The following is a 19,292-nucleotide window of genomic DNA, read 5'->3' on the forward strand; positions in this document are numbered from 1 at the left end:
ATCGGAAAATGACAATGGAGATCCCCATGCGCATCCTGCTGGTCGAAGACACTGCCGACGTGGCCGAGGCCATCGTTTCCCACCTGACCCGCATCGGCCACACCGTGGAATGGGAAAGCCACGGCGGCCACGCCGCGCGCCGCCTGGGCGAAGCCTTCGACCTGCTGATCCTGGACGTGATGCTGCCTCAGACCGATGGCTTCACCCTGCTGGAGCAGTTGCGCGCCCGTGGCCAGCACACGCCGGTGCTGATGCTGACCGCCTGCGGAGAAATCGAAGAACGGGTCCGCGCGCTCGATCTGGGTGCGGACGATTACCTGGTCAAGCCCTTCGATTTTCGCGAACTGGAGGCGCGCATCAGGGTGCTCTTGCGCAGAAGCGGTGGCGAGTCGACCAACCTGCTGCACTGCGCCAACCTGTGCATCGACCGCAAGAGCCGCACCGCCACCCTAGATGGCCAGCCCATCGACCTGACCCGGCGCGAAGTGACGCTGCTGGAAATCATCGCCGCGCGCCCCGGGCGCATCTTCAACAAGGATGAACTGATGGACCGGCTCTTCACGGTCGACGATACACCCAACGCCAATACGGTCGAGCAATACGTGGCGCGTCTGCGCAAGAAACTGGCCGGTGCCGCCTTCGAGATCCGCACCCTGCGCGGGCTGGGCTATCAGCTGGTGCCGCAGGCGCCGGCGCTGGCAGAGGCGGCGGTATCCAACCCGGCCGGTGCCCTGCACTGATGCACGGCCGTTCCCCGCACGTCCTTGTCGGACGTTCGCTCTATACGCGGCTGGTGGTGCGGGTGGGCGCGGTGCTGCTGGTCAGTGCCGTGGTGCTGCTCATCGCCATCTGGATCTCGACCCAGCTGGCTGCGCGCCAGGCCTACGACCGCATCCTGGCCGGCAGTGCCTTGCAGATCGCCGAGAACACCTGGTACGACCATGGCGAGGTCAACGTCGATGTGCCGCTGGCGACGCTGTCCATGCTGGGCACGGGCGACCATGCCATCTATGCGGTCTTCGATCCGCACGGCCGGGTGATCGCAGGCGACGGAGAATTCCGCCCGGAGATCCCCTGGAACGAGCTGGAGCAAGGCCCGCTGCTGCGCGATGGCGACTATCTGGGCACACCGGTACGCATGGCCATCATCGGTCGCCGCATGCCGGTCGACAGTCCCCATCCCTGGGCCGTGATCGTGCTGGCGCAGACCAACAATGCGCGCATGTCCTTTGCCCAGAGCCTGGGCGGCAAGGCACTGGTGGTGATCGTGGTCATGAGCGCGCTCACGATTCTGGCAGCAATGTTCACCCTGTATCAGGCACTGGCGCCCCTGAAGCGCATCGAGGCGGCCATCCGCGAACGGGACCTGAACGATCTTTCACCTCTGTCGTTAACCGTGCCGGCTGAGACCCATGCGCTGGTCTCGGCCATCAATGCCTTCATGGAGCGACTGGTGGTCCACCGCGCCACCATGCGTCGCGTCATCGGCGATGCCGCGCACCAGCTGCGCACGCCCGTCACGGCACTGGTGGCGCAGATGGAACTGCTGGCCACCGAATCCAGCGAGGACAAGCGCCAGCGTCACCTGGCGCAGTTGCGCGAACGCACGCGCAACCTGGGTGCGCTGGTCAACCAGCTCATCAATCACGCCATGGTCCAGCATCGCAATGACAATCGCTTGCAGGAGCGCATCGCGCTGGCCGAACTGGTGCGTTCACAGATGACGGAGGTGCTCTCGAACCGCTCGCGTACGCCGCCCGATCTGGCGCTGGACGTCCCGCCCCTGCCCTGTCTGATCCAGGGCGATCCCATTGCGCTGGGCGAGGCCATCAAGAACATCCTCGACAATGCCCTGCAATACGGCGCGCCGGGACTGTTGCACGTGCGCCTGGACAGCGATGGCCGGCAGCACCGCCTCAGCTTCATCGATGATGGTCCGGGCATTGCCGCCAGGGACTGGGAACGATTGCGCAAGCCCTTTGCCCCGCGCGGGGAGAACCGCATGGGGGCCAGCCTGGGCTTGTCCATCGTGGAAGAAGTGATGCGGGCCCATGGCGGCCAGATGCGCTTCGACTATCTGCCCGACGGGCATTTTGCCGTCGTGCTGGAGTTTCCTGCCTGGACGGAAGCGGCCTGATGTGATGGCCGGAACGATGTGCTATTTCCACTCCAGGATCGCGTTGCGGCGACCCAGCCAATGCAGCTTCACGCTGCCCGGCGCCACCTTGCGCGCCGCGCAGGCACTGGCCGCCAGGGCGAAGGACGCATCGTAGTAGCGGCCGCTGGCCGACGAACGCAAGGGTGTCTGCGGCGCATTGCGGGCGATCCAGTCGGCCGCATTGGTGCGCAGGAAGATCATGCAGGCACTGCCGCCGGTCTCGGCCACCTGGCAGACGCAACTATTGCCGGAGGTCGTGATGGGCTCGCTCAGCGGTGCATTGCGGTTCAGCGCATCCGGGACCGGTACAGGGACCGGCACCGGAACGGGCACACCCTGCTGCGGACCATAGTGTCCGCCGAGATCGCGCGTGGTGACCTGGGCGCTGGCCGGCAGCATCAGCACGCCCAGCAGTAGCGGCAGCAATCGGATCGAGTGGTTCATGGGTGGTGTCTGCCTCGCTGGATTCAGATCGGTTCAGGCGCTCGCGCGGGTGCGCAGGCGGTACAGGCTGGTGGTTTCCTTGCTGCGCGCTGCGTACAGGGGATCCTCACGGTCAATCGCCTTGCCGTGGCGCGGCTTGATGTCGTGCCGTGCCACCACCTCCAGACCGGCCCGGGTGATGGCCTGGTCCAGCATGCCGGGCGCGCGCAAACCCAGGTGTTCGGCGAAGTCGGACATGATGAGCCAGCCTTCGCCCTGCGGTGTCAGGTGCTCGGCCAGGCCATTGAGATAGCCCAGCAGCATGCGGCTGTCCGGATCATAGACCGCGTGCTCGATGGGTGAACTGGGCCGCGCCGGTAGCCAGGGCGGATTGCAGACGATCAACGGGGCGCGGCCGGGCGGGAACAGGTCGGCTTCTTGCAGCGTCACCTGGGGCAGTACGCCCAGTGCCTGCAGGTTCTCGCGGGCACAAGCCAGGGCACGGGGGTCCATGTCGGTGGCGACGATCTTGCGCACGCCGCGCCGGGCCAGCACGGCGCAAAGTACGCCACTGCCCACGCCGATATCGAAGGCCAGTTCGGTCGAGGGTAAAGGGGCTTGGGCCACCAGCTCCACGTATTCGCCCCGTACCGGGGAGAACACGCCATACCAGGGGTGGATGCGCCCTCCCAGAGCGCCGATCTCGACCCCCTTCTTGCGCCACTCATGGGCACCGATCAAGCCCTGCAGCTCGCGCAACGAGACCGCAAACGACTCGCCCTGCAGCGCCGTGCCGTAGGCTTCGCTGCAGGCCGCCTGCAGCGCGGGCGCGCGGCGCAGCGGCACCACGAAGCCGGGATCGACCGGAATGAGCAACATGCCCAGGATGTGTGCGCGCTGCGCCTGCATCTGACGATGATGATGGAAGGCTTGTGCCGGGCTGTCCGGGCTAGCCGGTCTGGCCTTGCTTTTGGCCTGGCTGCGCTCGCGGGCGCGGTCGACCCGGCGCCCCAGGGCTTGCAGCAGTTGTCGCGCGTTCTGGAAGTCGCCGCGCCAGAGCAGGCCGGTACCCTCGCAGGCCAGCTTGTAGGCCGCGTCGGCGGCGATCTGGTCATCGGCCTCGACAACCCGACGGGGCGGCGCATTGCCGGCCTCCGAGTGCCAGCGCAGCCGCTGTGGGGTAGCGCCGGAGGTCCAGCTGATGAAAGGTGGGGTATCGTCGTGTAAGGTCATGAATCAGGGGTCAGCGAGGGCGACGCAGGAAGCGGCGCGCCAAAACAGCCGCCAGTGTAACAAAGCATGGCGCCATCGCAGCGCTGCCGGAACTTCCCGCCTGTGCCCGCGGCCAAATGGCAGAACTTGATGCCGGGCAAACCCCGGCGCCTTTTTTTGCCGGCCCGGGCGCAATGCGCCTATGATGGAGCCGGTCCATCACCGAAGGAGAATCCATGAGCGAGCCCATGCAAACCCCAGCGTTCGACCACCAGCGCCTGCTGGACATGGTCGGCCAGTTCGAGGCGGAATTGCAGAAATTGCCCGCCGGCAGCACCGAAGCCGACCAGTTGCGCGATGACATCGCCCGCCTGCGGCAACACCTGAGCCAGCCGCAGCCGCATGCCGGCGAAGTCGGCGACACCTGGCAATCCCTGCGCCGCGCTGCCGACAGCCTGGAAAACCAGGTCTTGAAGGACAGCCCCTACATCACCGAGATGGGGCGCATCATCGGCTTGATCTGATCGACCGGCCTCTGCTGGCCGACATGTCTGTTCCCAACACCGCCTGCCGCAGCAATTGGCCAGGCGGTGTTGTTTTGAGCCCTGCCGGATGCAGTTCGGATGGGCGACCAGATGCGTTCAATGCGCCGGCAACGGAATCCACTCGGTCTCTCCCGGAATATCCGGGAACACGCGCTTGTCACGGCCACTCCACGCCTGCTTGGCCGCTTCGATCTTCTCCCGCGAGGTGGCCACGAAGTTCCACCACACGAAGCGCGGCCCATCCAGCGGGGCCCCGCCCAGGATCATGAAGACCGTCTCTCCCACCGCCTTCAAGGTCACGACCGCACCCGGCGCCAGAATGGCCAGCGTACCCGGCTCCATGCGCTCGCCGTCCAGCATCACCTCACCCTTGACCACGTAGACCGCACGTTCCTGCACCTCCGGGGCGATCTCCAGCTCACCGCCCTGCGTGGTGCTGCCGGCCACATACAGCGTCGGACTGGCCGTGATGACCGGCGAGTTCACACCGAAGGCCGAACCGGCCAGCACATGCAGCCGGGCGCCGCCGACCTGGGCTTCAGGCATGTCCTGCGAGGCGTAATGACGGAACAGCGGCTCACTGTCCTCCTGCCCGGCCGGCAGCGCTACCCACATCTGCAGCCCGTGCACGGGCACCTTCTGCTCGCGGATATCGTCGGGAATGCGCTCGGAGTGGACAATTCCCCGTCCCGAGGCCATCCAGTTGACGGCTCCCGGGGTGATGCGCTGGACCACGCCCAGGCTGTCACGGTGCATCATGGCGCCGGAGAACAGATAGGTGACGGTGGCCAGGCCAATGTGCGGGTGCGGACGGACATCGCCCTCGGTCGTGCCGGCATCGAATTCCACCGGCCCCATATGATCGAAAAAGACGAAGGGACCGACCGTGCGTGCAGCCGCCGCGGGTAGCAGGCGACGGACCGGGAAACCGATGTCGCGGGTCAGGCCGTGGATCTGGTGAACAATATTGCTCATGGTGCTCTCCTGGGGCGGCGGGCTCTGCTTGAGACCCGCCTGCCGGGGTTGGAATGTAGATGTAGGGATGGATGAATTCAGAAGCGACCGGCGCGAAAATCGTCGATGGCCGCTTCCACCTGTTCGCGGGTATTCATCACGAACGGACCCCACTGTGCGATTGGCTCATTCAGGGGCTTACCGGCAATGAGCAGGAAGTGGCTGGCCTGCTCGGCGCGCACCGTCACCCCGGCCGCACCGGCCACGTTGGACAGCACCGCCATGCGCCCGGCCTCGGCGGCACGGGTCTCGCTGCCTTGGGCACCCACGGCCAGCTTGCCTTCATGGACGTAGAGGAAGGCATTGTGCGTGGCCGGGATCGGCAGATCCAGCGTCACGCCGGCTTCCAGCTTCAGGTCCAGGTAGAGCGGCTCGGTGGTCTCCCGATGGATCGCTCCGGCCACACCAAAGGCGCTGCCGGCCAATACGCGTACCTTCACGCCAGGCTGCGGCTCGGTCTCGGGAATGCCCGCCGCCGGGATGTCCTGATAGCCGGGATCGGTCATCTTGTCCTTGCCCGCCAGGTTCACCCACAGCTGGAAACCACTCATGAGGCCGTTTTCCTGTTCCGGCAACTCGGAGTGGACCAGGCCGCGGCCGGCCGTCATCCACTGCATGCCACCCGGCTCCAGCAAGCCTTCGTTACCGGCATTGTCGCGGTGGCGCATGCGACCGGCCAGCATGTAGGTCACGGTTTCAAAGCCGCGATGCGGATGGTCGGGGAAACCGGCCAGGTAATCGCTGGGCTCGTCGGAGTGGAAGGCGTCCAGCATCAGGAACGGGTCCAGGCGACGTTGCAGGTCGTGGGTCAGCACGCGGGTAAGGCTCACGCCGGCGCCATCCTGGGTAGGGATGCCATTGACCAGGCGTTCGATCTGACGGGTGTAGGGGGTGCTCATGCTTGTTTCTCCTTGGGAAGCCCGCCCTTCGTGGGGGCGGACCGGTCAATCATTGGTGATGGGTGCAACGCTGCGCCGTCAGGCTCAACGGCTTTCTTCCGGCCGGGCTTGCGGGTCGATCGAGGACACCAGCAGCAGCGCGCCGATCAGGGCCACGTTCTTGAGGAAGTGAATCATCTGACCTTGAGCAGCTGCGCCTTCCATCGTCCAGAAATGGTGGGCCGAGAGCGTCGCACCGACGGTGAAGAGCGCAATCACCAGCGACACGGGGCGCAAACCACGCCCGGTCATCAGCAGCAGACCACCGCCGACTTCCACCAGGATGGTGACCAGCACGGCCAGGGTCGGGACCGGCAGTCCCAGACTGCCAAAGTAGGCGACGGTGCCGGCAAAGCCGACAATCTTGAAGATGCCCGAAATGACGAACAGGGAAGCCAGCAGAACGCGGCCAATGCGGAAGGTGTTGTAGTGCGTGATCATGGTAAGCCTCTGTAGTGTTGGGTGAACGACCTTGTGTTTGAGTTGTAATGCCGTACTGCCTTCAATCTTGTTGTTGCCCGATGTTGCCTGATATTGCCCGATGTTGGCCGATGCCAATCATCGAACCGGCTCCTCGCTTCATGCTGCGCCCGTTACGGCCTTCGCTGCAGCCAGTGACGACAGAATAGGCAACTTCGGCTTCCGATAAAACTGATTATCTTTTTATAATCATGATCTAAATTTTAGATATAGTGAGCACTTCGTCACTCCATACCATGGCGGGAGCCCCATGAATATTGAACGTCTGTCGCTGGATCAGTTGCGGGTCTTCGTGCAGGTGGCCGACAGCGGCAGTTTCCTGGCTGCGGCGCGCAAGCTGTCGCGGGCTCAGTCAGCCGTCAGCTATGCCATCGCCACGCTGGAAGAGCAGCTCGGGGTACTGCTGTTTGACCGCAGCGGCTACCGGCCGCAGCTGACCAGTCCGGGGGCGGCTCTGCTGGCCGATGCGCGGCAGGTGCTGGATCATGTCGATTCGCTGCAGGTGCGGGCCAGTTCCTACGCACGCGGGCAGGAGCTTGAAGTGTCGCTGGCGGTGGATGTGTTCTTTCCCACCGATTGCCTGGTGGACCTGCTGCAGCGCTTTCGCCAGGCTTTCCCGGCGGTGACGGTGCGACTGGAGGTGGAGGCCCTGGGCGCCGTAGCCGAACGCGTCATCGATGGGCGTTCGATGCTGGGCATCCTCGGGACCCTGCCGACCACGCCGCCCAACCTGCTGCGCATTACCCTGCCCAGCGTGCAGCTGGTGGCGGTGGTCGCGCCGGACCATCCGCTGGCCAGGGTGAAGGGACGCATTTCCGAAAAGCTGCTGCAACAGCAAACCCAATTGGTGCTGTCCGACCGCAGCGAACTGACGGCGCGCCAGGATTTCTCGGTACATTCACGGCTGACCTGGCGCATGAGCGATCTCGGTACCAAGCACGCCCTGTTGCGGGCCGGCATGGGCTGGGGCAACATGCCGCTGCATGTGGTGAGCAGCGATCTGGACAATGGACGGCTGGTCAGCATCAGTACCATCCATCACCCGCCCCAAGGGACCGAACTGCCCATCCAGTGCGTCTACAAGCCCGACCATCCGGCCGGTCCGGCGCTGTCGTGGTGGCTGGATTCGCTGGCGGCACTGACTGCCTTGTCTCCCGACAACAAGCCGCAGCACGAAATACAAGTCAAAGACGATAAATAGAATTTATCGGGTTGTACCGATAAATACAAAAAACAAGACTATTCTTATATTGCGGTTTATTGTATTCACCCTATATTTTCCTCGGCAGCCACGCCTCAGGAAATCCGACCTCAGTGCCACCCCTGCCACATCTTTGTCTTGAGGGAGTCTCCATGGTCAACGATTTTCCGATCAGTCTGTCGACCCAGTTGCGCGAGCATCTGCGCGCCCTGCGCAAGCAGCAGGGCATGACCCAGGCACAACTGGGTGCGCGCGTGGGCGTGAGCCAGGCGCGTATCGCCGAGATCGAAGGCAATCCGGGGGCCGTCAGCGTGGAGCGGATGCTGTTGCTGCTGTCGATCCTGGGCGCCGGTCTCAGACTGCATGTCCACGCTGCCGAGCAGCCCCTGCACGACGTAGCGGAACCTGCTGCGACTGCCTGTATTGCGTCCTGCAAACACGGTTCCTGGTAATGCCGCTGCATGTCTGGATGATCAGGCAGGGCGTGCGCAGCCACAGGAATCATGCTGCCGCAAAGCGCTCTCGGTACTGCCCCGGACTCACGCCCAGCTGGCGCAGGAAGACCCGGCGCAGGTTCTGTTCCTCCCCATAGCCGGACTGGCTGGCGATGCGCTTGAGCGGCAGGCGGGTTTCCTCGAGCGCCCGGCGTGCCGCCTCCAGCCGCATCAACTCCACCGTGCGCGCCGGCGTACGGCCGGTCTCGGCCACATACAGACGGGCAAAAGTGCGCGGACTCATGTTGGCCTGACGCGCCAGGTTCTCTACGCGCAGATCCGCTTCCAGATTGCCGGCGATCCAGGCATGCAGCTCGGCAAAGCGTGCCGCCCCGGCGGCCTGCGAGGCCAGCGAGGTGCTGAACTGCGATTGACCGCCCGGACGCTTGATGAACATCACCAGTTGCCGTGCCGTCGCAATGGCAGCGGCATGGCCAAGATCCTGTTCCACCAGCGCCAGCGTCAGGTCGATGCCGGCCGTCACCCCCGCCGAGGTCCAGATCCGCCCCTGACGGATATAGATCGGCTCGCCATCGACCTGCAACGCCGGATAGCGATGCTGCAGTTCCTGGACCGAAGCCCAGTGCGTAGTCACGCGCAGGCCATCCAGTACACCCGCCTCGGCCAGGTGGAACGCACCGGTGCAGACTGAACAGACGCGTTGCGCGCGCGGCGCGGCCTGGCGTATCCACGCGACCAGGGCGGTATCGATGCAAAAACGCTCGCCCACGCTGCCCCCGGGAGAGATGAGGGTATGCAGGCCATCAGCCATCAGCAAGCCATCCAGCGAGGACAGAGGATGCGTGAGCACCGGCAGGCCGGCGCTGGTGAGGATCGCGCCCCCTCCGGCCGAGGCCACGTGCAGGCGATAGATCTCGCCCCCCTGCAGGCGGTTGGTGGTGGCCAGCGCCTGCATGGGACCGGAAAGGTCCAGCAGATTCATGCCGTCATAGGCGAGCAGGACCACGTTGCGCACAGGGAGCGGAGACGGCATGGGCGTAAGCTCAGGGGTCATGGCATTCATGCTCCGATGTTAGCGCAGACCCGCCGCGAGTGCCGTCTGCGCGGCACGTCGGGACCACATCCAGCGCAAGGTGACCAGGGCCGACAGCAGCAGCACCGGCAGGATGGCGGTATTGAGCGTCTCCCAGCCGAAGCGGGCCAGCAAGGGGCCGGCACCCAGCGTGGCCAGCGCAGTGGCGGCATAGCGCATGAGCTCGGCCAGGCCCTGGGTCTTGGCACGCTCGGAGGGAGCATAGGACTGCGCCAGCAGCGTGGTCCCGCCGACGAACATGAAATTCCAGCCTGTCCCCAGCAGCAGCAAGGCCACGTAGAAGGCTGGCAGCGTGGTCGAGAACATGGCGATGAGGGCGCAGCCGAGGTTCATGCCCAGTCCTGCCAGCAGCACGGAGCCCAGGCCCATGCGCTGGATCAGGCGTGCGGCAAAGAAGGACGGCGCGTACATGCCCACCAGGTGCCACTGGATGATGGCCGCGCCGTCGTCGATGCCATGGTGGCAGGCCACCGCCGCCAGGGGTGCCGCGGTCATGATGAACATCATCACCATCGAGCCCGCCACGTTGTTGGCGACCGAGGCCATGAAGATCGGCGTCCGCACAATGGCCGACAGCGGCCGCGCCGGGGTCAGGTCCTCCGCTGAGGTCACCGCCACCGGCCCGGCCTGGTCGCGATAGAACAGCAGCAGCACCAGCGCCGACAACAGTCCCATGCCCGCCACCACCAGATAGGCACCGGCAAACAACGCTGCCGCAAACCAGTCCTTGCTCCAGGCCGCCAGGGCCGGACCGATCAGGGCCGCGATCACGCCGCCGGCCAGTACCGTCGAAATGGCACGACTCTTGGCGGTCTCTTCGACCGCATCGGCGGCGGCCAGCCGGTAATACTGCGCAAAGGCCTGAAATACCCCCACCAGCGCCGTCCCCACGCAGAAGGTCCAGAACTGCGCATGCCAGACCGACCACACCGAAATCAGCCCGCCGATACAGCAACTGGCTGCCCCCAGCACGAAGGACCAGCGACGTCCCAGGCGCTGGATCAGGAAGGCGGCAAACCAGGTCACCACCGCCCCGGCCACCGTGATGAGGGCAAACGGCAGGGTCGCCAGCGCCTTGTCCGGGGCCAGTTGCCAGCCGGTCAGCGCGGTCAGGGTCAGGTCGATCGAGATGGCGCAGGTGAACAGGCCCTGGCACACGGCCAGCACGGCGGCGTTGCGGCGGCCATCGCGCGCTGCGGCAGACAAGCAGGAAAGCATGGATTTGCTCCGGAGGGTCAATGATGGAAAAATTGTCGGATTCCCACCCGTTTGGCGTCAATGACACAAGACCGTCAATTTCTGCCAACCCCACATGACAGGACTTTCATGCTGATCCATGCCCATCAATCGGCCCTGCTGGTGATCGACCCCCAGGAAAGACTTTTGCCTGCCCTCCACGAAGGCCGGGCCATGCTGGCGCAGCTGGTGCGCATGGCCAGTATCGCCCGGCTGCTGGGGGTACCGGTACTAGCCACCGAACAGATGCCCGCGAAGCTGGGCCCCAACCATCCGGAGATCGCCCGCCTGTGCGACCAGACCCTGTCCAAGCAGCATTTCGACGCCTGCGCGGACGGCTTGCTGCCGATCATTCCCCCGGTGGTACGGGAGATCATCGTGGCCGGCTGCGAAGCCCACATCTGCGTGCTGCAGACTGCGCTGTCACTGCTGCAACAGGGCTACCGCGTCCTGCCTCTGCTGGACGCCTGCGCGTCACGCCGTGCGCAGGACCGTGATGCCGCCTTCGACCGCCTGCGCGCGGCCGGTGCCACCCCGGTGACACTGGAAATGGTGGCCTATGAATGGCTGCGCGAAAGCGAACATCCGCAGTTTCGCGCCGTGCTGACAATGGTGAAGTGAAGCAATCGATGACAGGCGTAACCAAAAAACAAGTCAATGACGGAAACGATGAAAGTTTCGGTTGCTCGCCCCGCAGATGCGTTTTGCAGGCAAGAACTGTGGTAAAAGTAGGGAAAAAATAGCTGCGCAGCTGCATGACAATGTGGCGCAATCACATATCATCACGCCAAACCCTGGCCAGCCGACGCCGCCACAACATAGAGGAAAATCCAACGCTTATGTCCAGCCTACCTGCCCACACGCCCATCCAGTCGCCGCCTCCGCTCACCCTGCACGCGCTGCGCGCCAGTTGCTCGGCCTGCAGCATGCACCAGTTGTGCCTGCCGATGGGACTGGACCAGGGCGACATGCAGCGACTGGAGCAGGTCATCAACCGCCGCCGCAAGGTCAAGCGCGATGAGAGCCTGTACCGCCTCAATGACAAGTTCGACATGCTCTATGCCATTCGCCTGGGGCATTTCAAGACCTTCCAGGGCAATACCAATGGCGGCCAGCAGATTACCGGCTTCCAGATGGCCGGCGAACTGCTGGGCATGGATGCCATCGGCGCAGGCCACCACCTGTGCGAAGCCGTGGCACTGGAAGACAGCGAAGTCTGCGAAATCCCCTTTACGCGCCTGGAAGAATTGTTCCGCGACATGCCCACCCTGCTGCGTCAGTTTCACCGCATGATGAGCCTGGAGATTTCGCGCGAGCAACGCGTCATGCTGACCCTGGGCAGCATGACCGCCCAGCAGAAGATGGCCGCCTTCATGCTCAATCTGTCGTCCCGCTATGCCAGCCGGGGCTATTCCTCGACCCGCTTCCAGTTGCGCATGACCCGCGAGGAAATCGGCAACTACCTGGGCCTGGCCGTGGAGAGCGTGAGCCGGCTCTTGACCAACTTCAAGAAGACCGGCGTGATCGAGGTCAACCACCGCGATGTCGAGCTGTGCGACCTGGCGGCCCTGCGCGCCATCGCGCTGGGCAACGATCCCTGCGCCTGATCTGACCGGCCCCACCCCGGCCCCTTGCCGGGGCACGGGGGGCTGAGGTTAGAATGGCCGGATGACAGAACGACACTCTTCTTCCGCTCCTTCCCTCCAGCGTTTCCTGCGCGCCCGCATGGCGCGTGACCACCACCTCGGACTGCCGCTCACCACGGGCCTGATGGCCGTGCTGGCCACGGCCATGCTGTTTGCGCTGATCGCCTATGAGGTCAGCAGCAAGGGAGAACTTACGCGCCTGGATCAGCAACTGGCAGACTGGTTCAACCAGCATGCCTTCTCCCCCTTGACCGAACTGGTGCTCGGCTATACGCGTCTGCACGGCACCATCGGCGTGCTGGTCATGGGTGGACTTCTGCTCTGGCACATGGTCCGCAAACAGCGCTGGGCCTGGGTCACCGACCTGCTGCTGGTGCTGCCCGGCGGCATGCTGTGCAATTTCACGCTCAAGCACATCTTCGCGCGCCTGCGTCCCAGCTTTGAGGACCCCATCCTGGTGTTGCACAGCTATAGCTTTCCCAGTGGACACACCATCGGTGCCACCCTGCTCTACGCCATGCTGGCCGCCTACCTGCTCAACCAGCCGGGCGTGACGGCGGCCATCGGCGCACGCCTGAAGACCGGCGAGCGCGGCGTGCAGGCCGCCGTCCTCGGCGCAGCCCTGCTGCTGGTGGCGCTGACCGCCTTCAGCCGGGTCTACCTGGGAGCGCATTTCCTGAGCGACGTGCTGGGTGCGATGCTGCTGGGTACAGCCTGGTTCGCGCTGTGGACGACCGTGGTGTTCACATGGCAGCGGCACTATTGCGCGCAGCCGCGCTCCAACGGGCTCTGAAACCACCTTCCCACTCCCCGCGGATGACAGAACAAGACACGACCCAGGCATTGCCCACCCACCATGGCCATCCCGACCCGGCAAGCCGCCCTGACGTGGTAGCCGCCATCAACGCCCGCGCCGGGGGCGGCCACGCCGAAGAACTGGCGGCCCATATCACCGAGGCATTTGCACGTCATGGCCTGCACGCCGTGGTGCATCTGGCACGCAGCGGCGAAGACATGCTCCAGACTGCGCGCACTGCCGTGCGCGACAAGATCGCCGTAGTCGCCGTGGGCGGTGGCGATGGCAGCGTCAATGCGGTGGCCTCGATCCTGCTGGCTGATCCGCACTGCCAGAGTGCGCTGGGCGTGTTGCCGCTGGGTACGCTGAATCACTTCGCCAAGGACCTCAACATCCCGCTGACGCTGGACGAGGCCATCGCCAACATCGCCACCGGGCGCAGGCTCAAGGTCGACAGCGGCGAGGTCAATGGCGCGCCCTTCATCAACAATTCCAGCCTGGGTCTCTATCCCGACATCGTGCGCGAACGCGAGAAGCAGCAGGCGCGCCTGGGCCGGGGCAAATGGCTGGCCTTCACCTGGGCCGCCATGGGGGCGCTGCGGCGCTACCCCTTCCTGCGGGTACGGCTGTCCATCGATGGCAAGGAACATTGGCGGCGCACGCCCTTCGTCTTCATCGGCAACAACGAATACCTGATGAGCGGCCTGGACATCGGCAAGCGCTCCACCCTCACCGAGGGCCAACTGAGTCTCTACGTCTGCCACCGCACCGGACGCTGGGGCCTGCTGCGCTTGGCCCTGCATGCGCTGTTCGGACGCCTGCAGCAAGCGCAGGACTTCGACGTGCTGACCTGCAGCGAGATCCACATCGAGACCCATAAAAAGCGCATGCGCGTGGCCACCGATGGCGAAGTCAATCTGATGCAGACCCCGCTGCACTACCGCATCCGTCCGGTCTCGCTGACGGTGATCGTGCCGCAGGCCGCGGTGCCGGAAACCGGCAACGACAGCCCGCCCGGACTGCTCGACAAATTGCTGGGGGAGAACTGATGCGCACCCTCATCCATCTGTCGGACCTGCATTTCGGACGCACCGATGCCGAGATCATCGAACCCCTGATTGCCCAGGTGCATGAGTTGCAGCCAGACCTGGTGGTGGTCTCCGGCGACCTGACCCAGCGCGCGCGCAGCAGCCAGTTCAAGCAGGCCAGGCAGTTTCTGGATGCCCTGCCGCTCCCCCGGCTGGTGGTGCCGGGCAATCATGACGTGCCGCTCTTCAATGTGGCCGCGCGCCTGATGCAGCCGCTGCGCAAGTACAAGCGCCACATCAGCGCCGATCTGCAGCCGCGCTATGTCGATGATGAAATCGCCGTGGTCGGCATCAACACTGCCCGCTCACTGACCATCCAGGATGGCCGCGTCAATGATCGCCAGATCGAACTGGCGCGGCGCGAGCTGGCCGCGGTGGGCGATCACCTGGTCAAGATCATCGTCACCCACCACCCCTTCGACCTGCCGCCGGGCCCGCAGCATCATGGCCTGGTCGGCCAGGCGGTACCGGCCATGCGCGCCTTCGCGCTGTGCGGGGCCGACCTGCTGCTGGCCGGTCACGTGCATACCAGTTCGGCCGTCAGCAGCGCCGGGCGTTATCACATCCCCGGTTATTCGGCCCTGGTGGTGCAGGCGGGCACGGCCACCTCCACCCGTGGCCGCGGCGAGAGCAATTCCTTCAACGTGCTGCAGGTGGAGGCACACCAGATTGTGGTGCATCGACTGGGCTGGCAGCCCGAAGTGAAGAGTTTTGCGCTGGCCGCGTCGCAGACCTTCGTGCAACGCGGCAGTGAGTGGTTCGAGCAGAGCGCCGACGGCCAGCGCGGTGAATGATCAGACCGTAGCGCGGACAGCGCGGGTATAACGGATCACATCCACCAGCAGGAACAGCAACAAGCTTGCGCCCATCAGTGGCAGGCTCCATCCCAGCAACAGCGCCAGCACCGCCAGCGTTGCACGCTGCACCGGCGCCAGCCGCATCACGGCCTGGATCAAGGGCGCCAGGCTGGCGCCCGCGGCCGGGCGGCGACGCCACCACATCATGTAGCCCAACACGATCAAGCCGGTCAGGGCCACCCCGAAGAGCGCCATCAGGATCTGGTTCGCGACGCCGAACAGTACGCCCATGTGCGCATCCACCCCCCAGCGGATCAGCTTGGCGATCAACGGGAAATCCGCAAAATCGGCCCGGCTGGTGATGGCCATGCGATCCGCATCGATGGCCACCGTATCCACCTGGGTCGGCCAGGAGCGATCCACCTCGCGCACCACCCAGGCCTGGTGAGCCGCACGTGGCGGACGAATCTCGATATCGGCCGCGTCGATGCCGCCGGCGCGGGCAATCTGCTGCACCATGTCGAAGCGGGCCGGGTCACCGGCCTCGGGCATCGGCATCGGCATGCCATGCGCGCCCATGTGATCGGCGTGCTCACCCATGGACATGGCCGCTGCGCCAGGCTGCAACTGCGTCGACACCGATGGCGTGATCCAGCCCAGTTGGGTACGCATCTGGCCCACGCGCTCACCGGCCCAGCGTGACCAGGTCAGTCCGGTGGCCGAGAAAAACACCAGTCCGAGCACGATCCACAAGCCCACCAGCGTATGGATGCGGCGCACGTTCAGCGGTCGCGCTACGCGCGCTGGGGCGCCGGTACGCCGCCGACCGCGCCACCACAACCACACTCCGCCCAGCGCAGCCAGCCACAGCCAGGAAGCGGCCAGTTCGCTGTAGTTGCGGCCCAGCTCGCCCAGCATCAGGTTGCGGTGCAGGTAATCCAGCGTGGTCCGCAGCGGCAGCACGCCACTGGTGCCATAGACAATCAGATCGCCCTTGACCTGCAGGCTCACCGGATCGACGAAGATGGCCCGGCTCTCCGAATCGCCCAGACCGGGCTGGCTGAACATCACACGGGTATTCCATCCGGCGGCCCTGGCCGGTCGCACCGCGAACAGCCGCGCCTGCGGCCCCAGGAATGCCTGCGCGGCGGCCACCTGCTCGGCCAGCGGCCTGGCCTGGCCCGAGCTCTGGTTGTAGAGCTGGGTGGCATAGAGATGCGATTCGATCTGCGGGGTCAGTACGTAGAGCGTGCCGGTCAGCGCCGCCACCAGCACGAAGGGACCGACGAACAGACCGATGTAGAAGTGCAGGCGCAACAGCACCGCATGCAGGGCCGAGGGTGTCGCAGTGGCCGTACGGGCGGTAGGGCTGGCTGCGGTGGCGGGCGGGGAGGTGGTGGTCATGGCGGGGAGGATGGCAGGTGCCATCGACATGGATCAGGAGAACAGGGTCGCGATTGTAGGCCCTGCGGTGGCCCCTGCGAATGTGACAATTTGTCGCAGCGCCAATGCAAAAGAGCCGACGGAGGGATCCGTGCGGCTCTTCTTGCCTGTGCCCTGCAGCGCCGTGAATACGGCGTCCGGTGGGGATCACATGGGATTTTCGTCGATCCAGTCGCCCGAAAAATCGAGGATGTAGGCGATCGCCTCGTCTTCGGTATCGAATTCATTGGTGGGCGCCTTGCGCTGGTAACGCAGCTTGCCACTGCCATCCTTGCCTTCGTGAATCACGAAGCAAGCCATGAATTTGCCGTTGTCGAGCTTCTTGATCTCCGGGATGACGGCGTTTCCCCTGTACGGGAAGATCTGGGACATGAGATGAAACCTCCTTGTTGCGAGGCGCAATGCTAGCACAAGCGCGGTTTTCCTACCGGCAGCCGGCACGCCGCCATCCCCTGCCGGGGAGACGACTACGCAATGCAGCATGCCGCCCCTATTTGCAACATTGTTGCATTTGTGAGATATTCGCAACTCAGTTGCATTCATGCCGTTTTAGCCCATTCGCAGACGGCGATTTTCCCCGTCCACCCTTGCCCTGATTCCACACTCCCATGACCTCCCCCCAACGCCAGCCCGGCGACCGCCGGCTTCCCGTGACGGTACTCTCCGGCTTCCTCGGTGCCGGCAAGACCACTCTGCTCAACCACATCCTGCACAACCGTGAAGGCCGCCGCGTGGCGGTGATCGTCAATGACATGTCGGAAGTCAACATCGATGCGGCCCTGGTGCGCGATGGCGGCGCCGATCTCTCGCGTACGGAAGAAAAGCTGGTGGAGATGAGCAATGGCTGCATCTGCTGCACCCTGCGCGAAGATCTCTTGATGGAAGTGCGCAAGCTGGCGCGCGAACGCCGTTTCGATCAGCTGGTGATCGAGTCGACCGGCATCTCCGAACCCTTGCCGGTGGCCGAGACCTTCACGTTCACCGATGACGAGGGTGCCAGCCTGTCCGATGTGGCGCGGCTGGACACCATGGTCACGGTGGTCGATGCCTTCAATTTCCTCAAGGACTACAGCTCCCAGGACAGCCTGCAGGAGCGTGGTGAATCAATGGGCGAGGAAGACAGCCGCACCGTGGTCGACCTGCTCATCGAGCAGATCGAATTCTGCGACGTGATCGTGCTCAACAAGCTGGACCTGGTCTCGCCGCTGGACCTGGAGCGGCTGCACGCCATCTTGCACAAGCTCAATCCGCGTGCGCGCATCGTCACCGCGCAGTTCGGCAAGGTCGCGCTGGACCAGGTGTTGAACACCGGCCTGTTCGATTTCGAACAAGCCAGCCAGGCCCCGGGATGGCTACAGGAACTGCGCGGCGAGCACATCCCGGAGAGCGAGCAGTACGGCATCACCAGCTTCGCCTGGCGCGCACGCCGGCCCATGAATGCGCAGCGCTTCTTCGATCTGATCAATAGCGAATGGCCCGGCGTGGTGCGCTCCAAGGGATTCTTCTGGCTCGCCACACGCCCGGCCCATGCGGGTTCGTGGTCGCAGGCCGGTGCCGTCTGCCGTCACGGACTGGCCGGCAAATGGTGGGCCGCCGTACCGCGCGAGAAGTGGCCGCAGGATCAGGAATCCATCGATTTCATCCTGGAACAGTGGGATGACAATGTCGGCGATGCGCGCCAGGAGTTGGTCTTGATCGGCATGGACATGGATCAGGCGGCATTGACCACCAAGCTCGAAGCCTGCCTGCTCACCGATGCCGAGATGGCGCAAGGGCCGATGGGCTGGGCGCGCATGAGCGATCCCTTCCCCGCCTGGGAGTGATCGGCGTGGCCCTGCTCCATCAACGTAGTCCCCTGCCCGACGTCGCCCGTGATGAACCCGCCAGCATCGCCCTGCCCCTGCATTGGGTGGGCATGAGCGGCATCGCCCTGCCGTTGCGGCTGGAAGACGGCACACGCTTGCCCGCCAGCGCCGAGGTCGCGGTGGACCTGCCCGATCCGCAGGCCAAGGGCATCCACATGTCGCGACTGTACCTGCTGCTGGATGCCTTCGCGCAACGATCAGGTCTGACGCCCGCCGCCGTGCGTGCGCTGCTGCGGCAGATGCGGGAGAGCCACACCGATTGCCAGTCACGTGCCGCGTTGCTGCGACTGGACTTCGCCTTGCTGCAGCAGCGGGCCGCGCTGGTCACGCCGGATCTGACGGGCTGGAAGAGCTATCCGGTCAGCCTGTCAGCGCAATTGCGCGATGACACGCTCGATATCCGTCTGAAGGTGAGCGTCGCCTATTCTTCCACTTGCCCCTGCTCGGCAGCGCTATCGCGACAGGCCTTGCAGGATGCCTTTGCCGCTGACTTCGCGCAGCAGGAGGTCATCGGTCGCGAGGTCGCGCTGGGCTGGCTCGCGCGCCATGCGAGTGTGGCCACGCCACACAGCCAGCGCAGTCAGGCCGAGCTGAGCATTGCGGTCGGCGGCGATGCCGCGCAGTTCCCGCTGGTGGCATTGATCGATACCGCCGAAGCAGCACTGGGCACGGCCGTGCAGACCGCAGTGCGACGCGCTGATGAACAGGCCTTTGCGCTGGCCAACGGCGCCAATCTGATGTACGTGGAAGATGCGGCACGCCGCCTGCAACAGGCGCTGGAAGCGCGCTTTGCCGCGTGCTCGGTACGCGTGTCGCACTTTGAGAGCCTGCATGCGCACGATGCCGTGGCGACCGCTGCCACGCCTGGCTGGCAGGAGCCGCTGCGCTGATGCCGGGCCGCT

The 19,292-nt window shown here is 64.9% G+C and carries 21 protein-coding genes; 12 read left to right on the forward strand and 9 right to left on the reverse strand.

What is annotated here, in order from left to right; all coding sequences use genetic code 11:
* Positions 1 to 26: 26 nt before the first annotated feature.
* Both HWE01_RS13095 and HWE01_RS13100 read left to right on the forward strand, forming a co-directional pair.
* On the forward strand, positions 27 to 740 hold the full coding sequence (locus tag HWE01_RS13095; protein ID WP_008329299.1) for a response regulator transcription factor: 714 nt from the start codon (positions 27 to 29) through the stop codon (positions 738 to 740).
* Positions 740 to 2,137, forward strand: a complete 1,398-nt coding sequence (locus tag HWE01_RS13100) for a sensor histidine kinase (RefSeq protein ID WP_241822035.1) — start codon at positions 740 to 742, stop codon at positions 2,135 to 2,137. Before HWE01_RS13095 ends, HWE01_RS13100 begins: the two co-directional genes overlap by 1 nt.
* A 21-nt stretch (positions 2,138 to 2,158) precedes the next feature.
* Here the strand turns inward: HWE01_RS13100 and HWE01_RS13105 are convergent, their stop codons facing one another.
* A complete protein-coding gene (locus tag HWE01_RS13105) occupies positions 2,159 to 2,602 on the reverse strand; it encodes a hypothetical protein (RefSeq protein ID WP_241822036.1) in 444 nt (147 codons plus the stop codon).
* Positions 2,603 to 2,635: 33 nt separating this feature from the next.
* Positions 2,636 to 3,814, reverse strand: a complete 1,179-nt coding sequence (locus tag HWE01_RS13110) for a methyltransferase (RefSeq protein ID WP_241822037.1) — start codon at positions 3,812 to 3,814, stop codon at positions 2,636 to 2,638.
* Positions 3,815 to 4,029: 215 nt separating this feature from the next.
* Between HWE01_RS13110 and HWE01_RS13115 the strand changes: the two genes are divergently transcribed.
* Positions 4,030 to 4,317, forward strand: coding sequence for a hypothetical protein (locus HWE01_RS13115; RefSeq protein WP_008329308.1), 288 nt, complete (start codon positions 4,030 to 4,032; stop codon positions 4,315 to 4,317).
* Positions 4,318 to 4,434: 117 nt separating this feature from the next.
* Here the strand turns inward: HWE01_RS13115 and HWE01_RS13120 are convergent, their stop codons facing one another.
* The 3 genes from HWE01_RS13120 to HWE01_RS13130 all read right to left on the reverse strand — a co-directional run bounded on the left by HWE01_RS13120 (position 4,435) and on the right by HWE01_RS13130 (position 6,731).
* Positions 4,435 to 5,313, reverse strand: coding sequence for a pirin family protein (locus HWE01_RS13120; RefSeq protein WP_008329309.1), 879 nt, complete (start codon positions 5,311 to 5,313; stop codon positions 4,435 to 4,437).
* A 77-nt stretch (positions 5,314 to 5,390) separates the two neighbouring features.
* Entirely contained in the window at positions 5,391 to 6,251 is an 861-nt protein-coding gene (locus HWE01_RS13125; RefSeq protein WP_008329310.1) for a pirin family protein, read from the reverse strand.
* A gap of 84 nt (positions 6,252 to 6,335) precedes the next feature.
* Complete coding sequence (locus HWE01_RS13130; protein ID WP_008329316.1) at positions 6,336 to 6,731, reverse strand: DoxX family protein; 396 nt, start codon at positions 6,729 to 6,731, stop codon at positions 6,336 to 6,338.
* Between the two features lie 289 nt (positions 6,732 to 7,020).
* Here HWE01_RS13130 and HWE01_RS13135 point away from each other — a divergent pair, with 289 nt between their 5' ends.
* Positions 7,021 to 7,971 carry a LysR family transcriptional regulator gene (locus HWE01_RS13135; protein ID WP_241822038.1) on the forward strand — a complete coding sequence of 317 codons (951 nt, stop codon included), beginning with the start codon at positions 7,021 to 7,023 and terminating at the stop codon, positions 7,969 to 7,971.
* Between the two features lie 152 nt (positions 7,972 to 8,123).
* Positions 8,124 to 8,423, forward strand: a complete 300-nt coding sequence (locus HWE01_RS13140) for a helix-turn-helix transcriptional regulator (protein WP_008329328.1) — start codon at positions 8,124 to 8,126, stop codon at positions 8,421 to 8,423.
* A 49-nt stretch (positions 8,424 to 8,472) separates the two neighbouring features.
* On the opposite strand, the gene HWE01_RS13145 is transcribed toward HWE01_RS13140, so the two are convergent.
* Together HWE01_RS13145 and HWE01_RS13150 are read right to left on the reverse strand one after the other, a co-directional pair.
* Positions 8,473 to 9,489, reverse strand: coding sequence for a GlxA family transcriptional regulator (locus HWE01_RS13145; protein ID WP_502798439.1), 1,017 nt, complete (start codon positions 9,487 to 9,489; stop codon positions 8,473 to 8,475).
* 9 nt (positions 9,490 to 9,498) lie between these two features.
* Positions 9,499 to 10,737, reverse strand: a complete 1,239-nt coding sequence (locus HWE01_RS13150; protein WP_241822040.1) for an MFS transporter — start codon at positions 10,735 to 10,737, stop codon at positions 9,499 to 9,501.
* Between the two features lie 108 nt (positions 10,738 to 10,845).
* Here HWE01_RS13150 and HWE01_RS13155 point away from each other — a divergent pair, with 108 nt between their 5' ends.
* The 5 genes from HWE01_RS13155 (at position 10,846) to HWE01_RS13175 (ending at position 15,079) form a co-directional block, all read left to right on the forward strand.
* Positions 10,846 to 11,376, forward strand: coding sequence for an isochorismatase family protein (locus tag HWE01_RS13155; protein WP_008329331.1), 531 nt, complete (start codon positions 10,846 to 10,848; stop codon positions 11,374 to 11,376).
* A 218-nt stretch (positions 11,377 to 11,594) separates the two neighbouring features.
* Positions 11,595 to 12,362 (forward strand): fumarate/nitrate reduction transcriptional regulator Fnr, encoded by a 768-nt coding sequence (fnr, locus tag HWE01_RS13160; RefSeq protein WP_008329332.1) that lies wholly within the window; start codon positions 11,595 to 11,597, stop codon positions 12,360 to 12,362.
* Between the two features lie 61 nt (positions 12,363 to 12,423).
* Positions 12,424 to 13,194 (forward strand): phosphatase PAP2 family protein, encoded by a 771-nt coding sequence (locus tag HWE01_RS13165; protein WP_241822041.1) that lies wholly within the window; start codon positions 12,424 to 12,426, stop codon positions 13,192 to 13,194.
* A gap of 23 nt (positions 13,195 to 13,217) precedes the next feature.
* Complete coding sequence (locus tag HWE01_RS13170; RefSeq protein WP_241822042.1) at positions 13,218 to 14,246, forward strand: diacylglycerol/lipid kinase family protein; 1,029 nt, start codon at positions 13,218 to 13,220, stop codon at positions 14,244 to 14,246.
* Positions 14,246 to 15,079 carry a metallophosphoesterase family protein gene (locus HWE01_RS13175; protein WP_241822043.1) on the forward strand — a complete coding sequence of 278 codons (834 nt, stop codon included), beginning with the start codon at positions 14,246 to 14,248 and terminating at the stop codon, positions 15,077 to 15,079. The genes HWE01_RS13170 and HWE01_RS13175 overlap by 1 nt, the downstream gene beginning before the upstream one ends.
* Here the strand turns inward: HWE01_RS13175 and HWE01_RS13180 are convergent, their stop codons facing one another.
* Positions 15,080 to 16,510 (reverse strand): PepSY-associated TM helix domain-containing protein, encoded by a 1,431-nt coding sequence (locus tag HWE01_RS13180; protein WP_241822044.1) that lies wholly within the window; start codon positions 16,508 to 16,510, stop codon positions 15,080 to 15,082.
* A 162-nt stretch (positions 16,511 to 16,672) separates the two neighbouring features.
* Positions 16,673 to 16,897 carry a hypothetical protein gene (locus HWE01_RS13185; protein ID WP_008329347.1) on the reverse strand — a complete coding sequence of 75 codons (225 nt, stop codon included), beginning with the start codon at positions 16,895 to 16,897 and terminating at the stop codon, positions 16,673 to 16,675.
* Between the two features lie 236 nt (positions 16,898 to 17,133).
* Between HWE01_RS13185 and zigA the strand changes: the two genes are divergently transcribed.
* Positions 17,134 to 18,348, forward strand: coding sequence for a zinc metallochaperone GTPase ZigA (zigA, locus tag HWE01_RS13190; protein ID WP_175343457.1), 1,215 nt, complete (start codon positions 17,134 to 17,136; stop codon positions 18,346 to 18,348).
* On the forward strand, positions 18,345 to 19,280 hold the full coding sequence (folE2, locus tag HWE01_RS13195; RefSeq protein ID WP_502798440.1) for a GTP cyclohydrolase FolE2: 936 nt from the start codon (positions 18,345 to 18,347) through the stop codon (positions 19,278 to 19,280). Before zigA ends, folE2 begins: the two co-directional genes overlap by 4 nt.
* Positions 19,281 to 19,292 lie beyond the last annotated feature (12 nt).

The organism is Herbaspirillum sp. C7C8, assembly GCF_022627875.1.
In the GTDB taxonomy this organism is placed as follows: domain Bacteria; phylum Pseudomonadota; class Gammaproteobacteria; order Burkholderiales; family Burkholderiaceae_D; genus Herbaspirillum.

Coding starts and splice junctions, on each gene's coding strand:
- HWE01_RS13135 (WP_241822038.1), top strand. CDS start 7,021: ATGAATATTGAACGTCTGTCGCTGGATCAGTTGCGGGTCTTCGTGCAG.
- HWE01_RS13145 (WP_502798439.1), bottom strand. CDS start 9,489: ATGAATGCCATGACCCCTGAGCTTACGCCCATGCCGTCTCCGCTCCCT.
- HWE01_RS13120 (WP_008329309.1), bottom strand. CDS start 5,313: ATGAGCAATATTGTTCACCAGATCCACGGCCTGACCCGCGACATCGGT.
- HWE01_RS13140 (WP_008329328.1), top strand. CDS start 8,124: ATGGTCAACGATTTTCCGATCAGTCTGTCGACCCAGTTGCGCGAGCAT.
- HWE01_RS13105 (WP_241822036.1), bottom strand. CDS start 2,602: ATGAACCACTCGATCCGATTGCTGCCGCTACTGCTGGGCGTGCTGATG.
- HWE01_RS13095 (WP_008329299.1), top strand. CDS start 27: ATGCGCATCCTGCTGGTCGAAGACACTGCCGACGTGGCCGAGGCCATC.
- HWE01_RS13180 (WP_241822044.1), bottom strand. CDS start 16,510: ATGGCACCTGCCATCCTCCCCGCCATGACCACCACCTCCCCGCCCGCC.
- HWE01_RS13125 (WP_008329310.1), bottom strand. CDS start 6,251: ATGAGCACCCCCTACACCCGTCAGATCGAACGCCTGGTCAATGGCATC.
- HWE01_RS13150 (WP_241822040.1), bottom strand. CDS start 10,737: ATGCTTTCCTGCTTGTCTGCCGCAGCGCGCGATGGCCGCCGCAACGCC.
- HWE01_RS13155 (WP_008329331.1), top strand. CDS start 10,846: ATGCTGATCCATGCCCATCAATCGGCCCTGCTGGTGATCGACCCCCAG.
- HWE01_RS13115 (WP_008329308.1), top strand. CDS start 4,030: ATGAGCGAGCCCATGCAAACCCCAGCGTTCGACCACCAGCGCCTGCTG.
- HWE01_RS13100 (WP_241822035.1), top strand. CDS start 740: ATGCACGGCCGTTCCCCGCACGTCCTTGTCGGACGTTCGCTCTATACG.
- zigA (WP_175343457.1), top strand. CDS start 17,134: ATGACCTCCCCCCAACGCCAGCCCGGCGACCGCCGGCTTCCCGTGACG.
- HWE01_RS13165 (WP_241822041.1), top strand. CDS start 12,424: ATGACAGAACGACACTCTTCTTCCGCTCCTTCCCTCCAGCGTTTCCTG.
- fnr (WP_008329332.1), top strand. CDS start 11,595: ATGTCCAGCCTACCTGCCCACACGCCCATCCAGTCGCCGCCTCCGCTC.
- HWE01_RS13175 (WP_241822043.1), top strand. CDS start 14,246: ATGCGCACCCTCATCCATCTGTCGGACCTGCATTTCGGACGCACCGAT.
- HWE01_RS13170 (WP_241822042.1), top strand. CDS start 13,218: ATGACAGAACAAGACACGACCCAGGCATTGCCCACCCACCATGGCCAT.
- HWE01_RS13110 (WP_241822037.1), bottom strand. CDS start 3,814: ATGACCTTACACGACGATACCCCACCTTTCATCAGCTGGACCTCCGGC.
- HWE01_RS13185 (WP_008329347.1), bottom strand. CDS start 16,897: ATGTCCCAGATCTTCCCGTACAGGGGAAACGCCGTCATCCCGGAGATC.
- HWE01_RS13130 (WP_008329316.1), bottom strand. CDS start 6,731: ATGATCACGCACTACAACACCTTCCGCATTGGCCGCGTTCTGCTGGCT.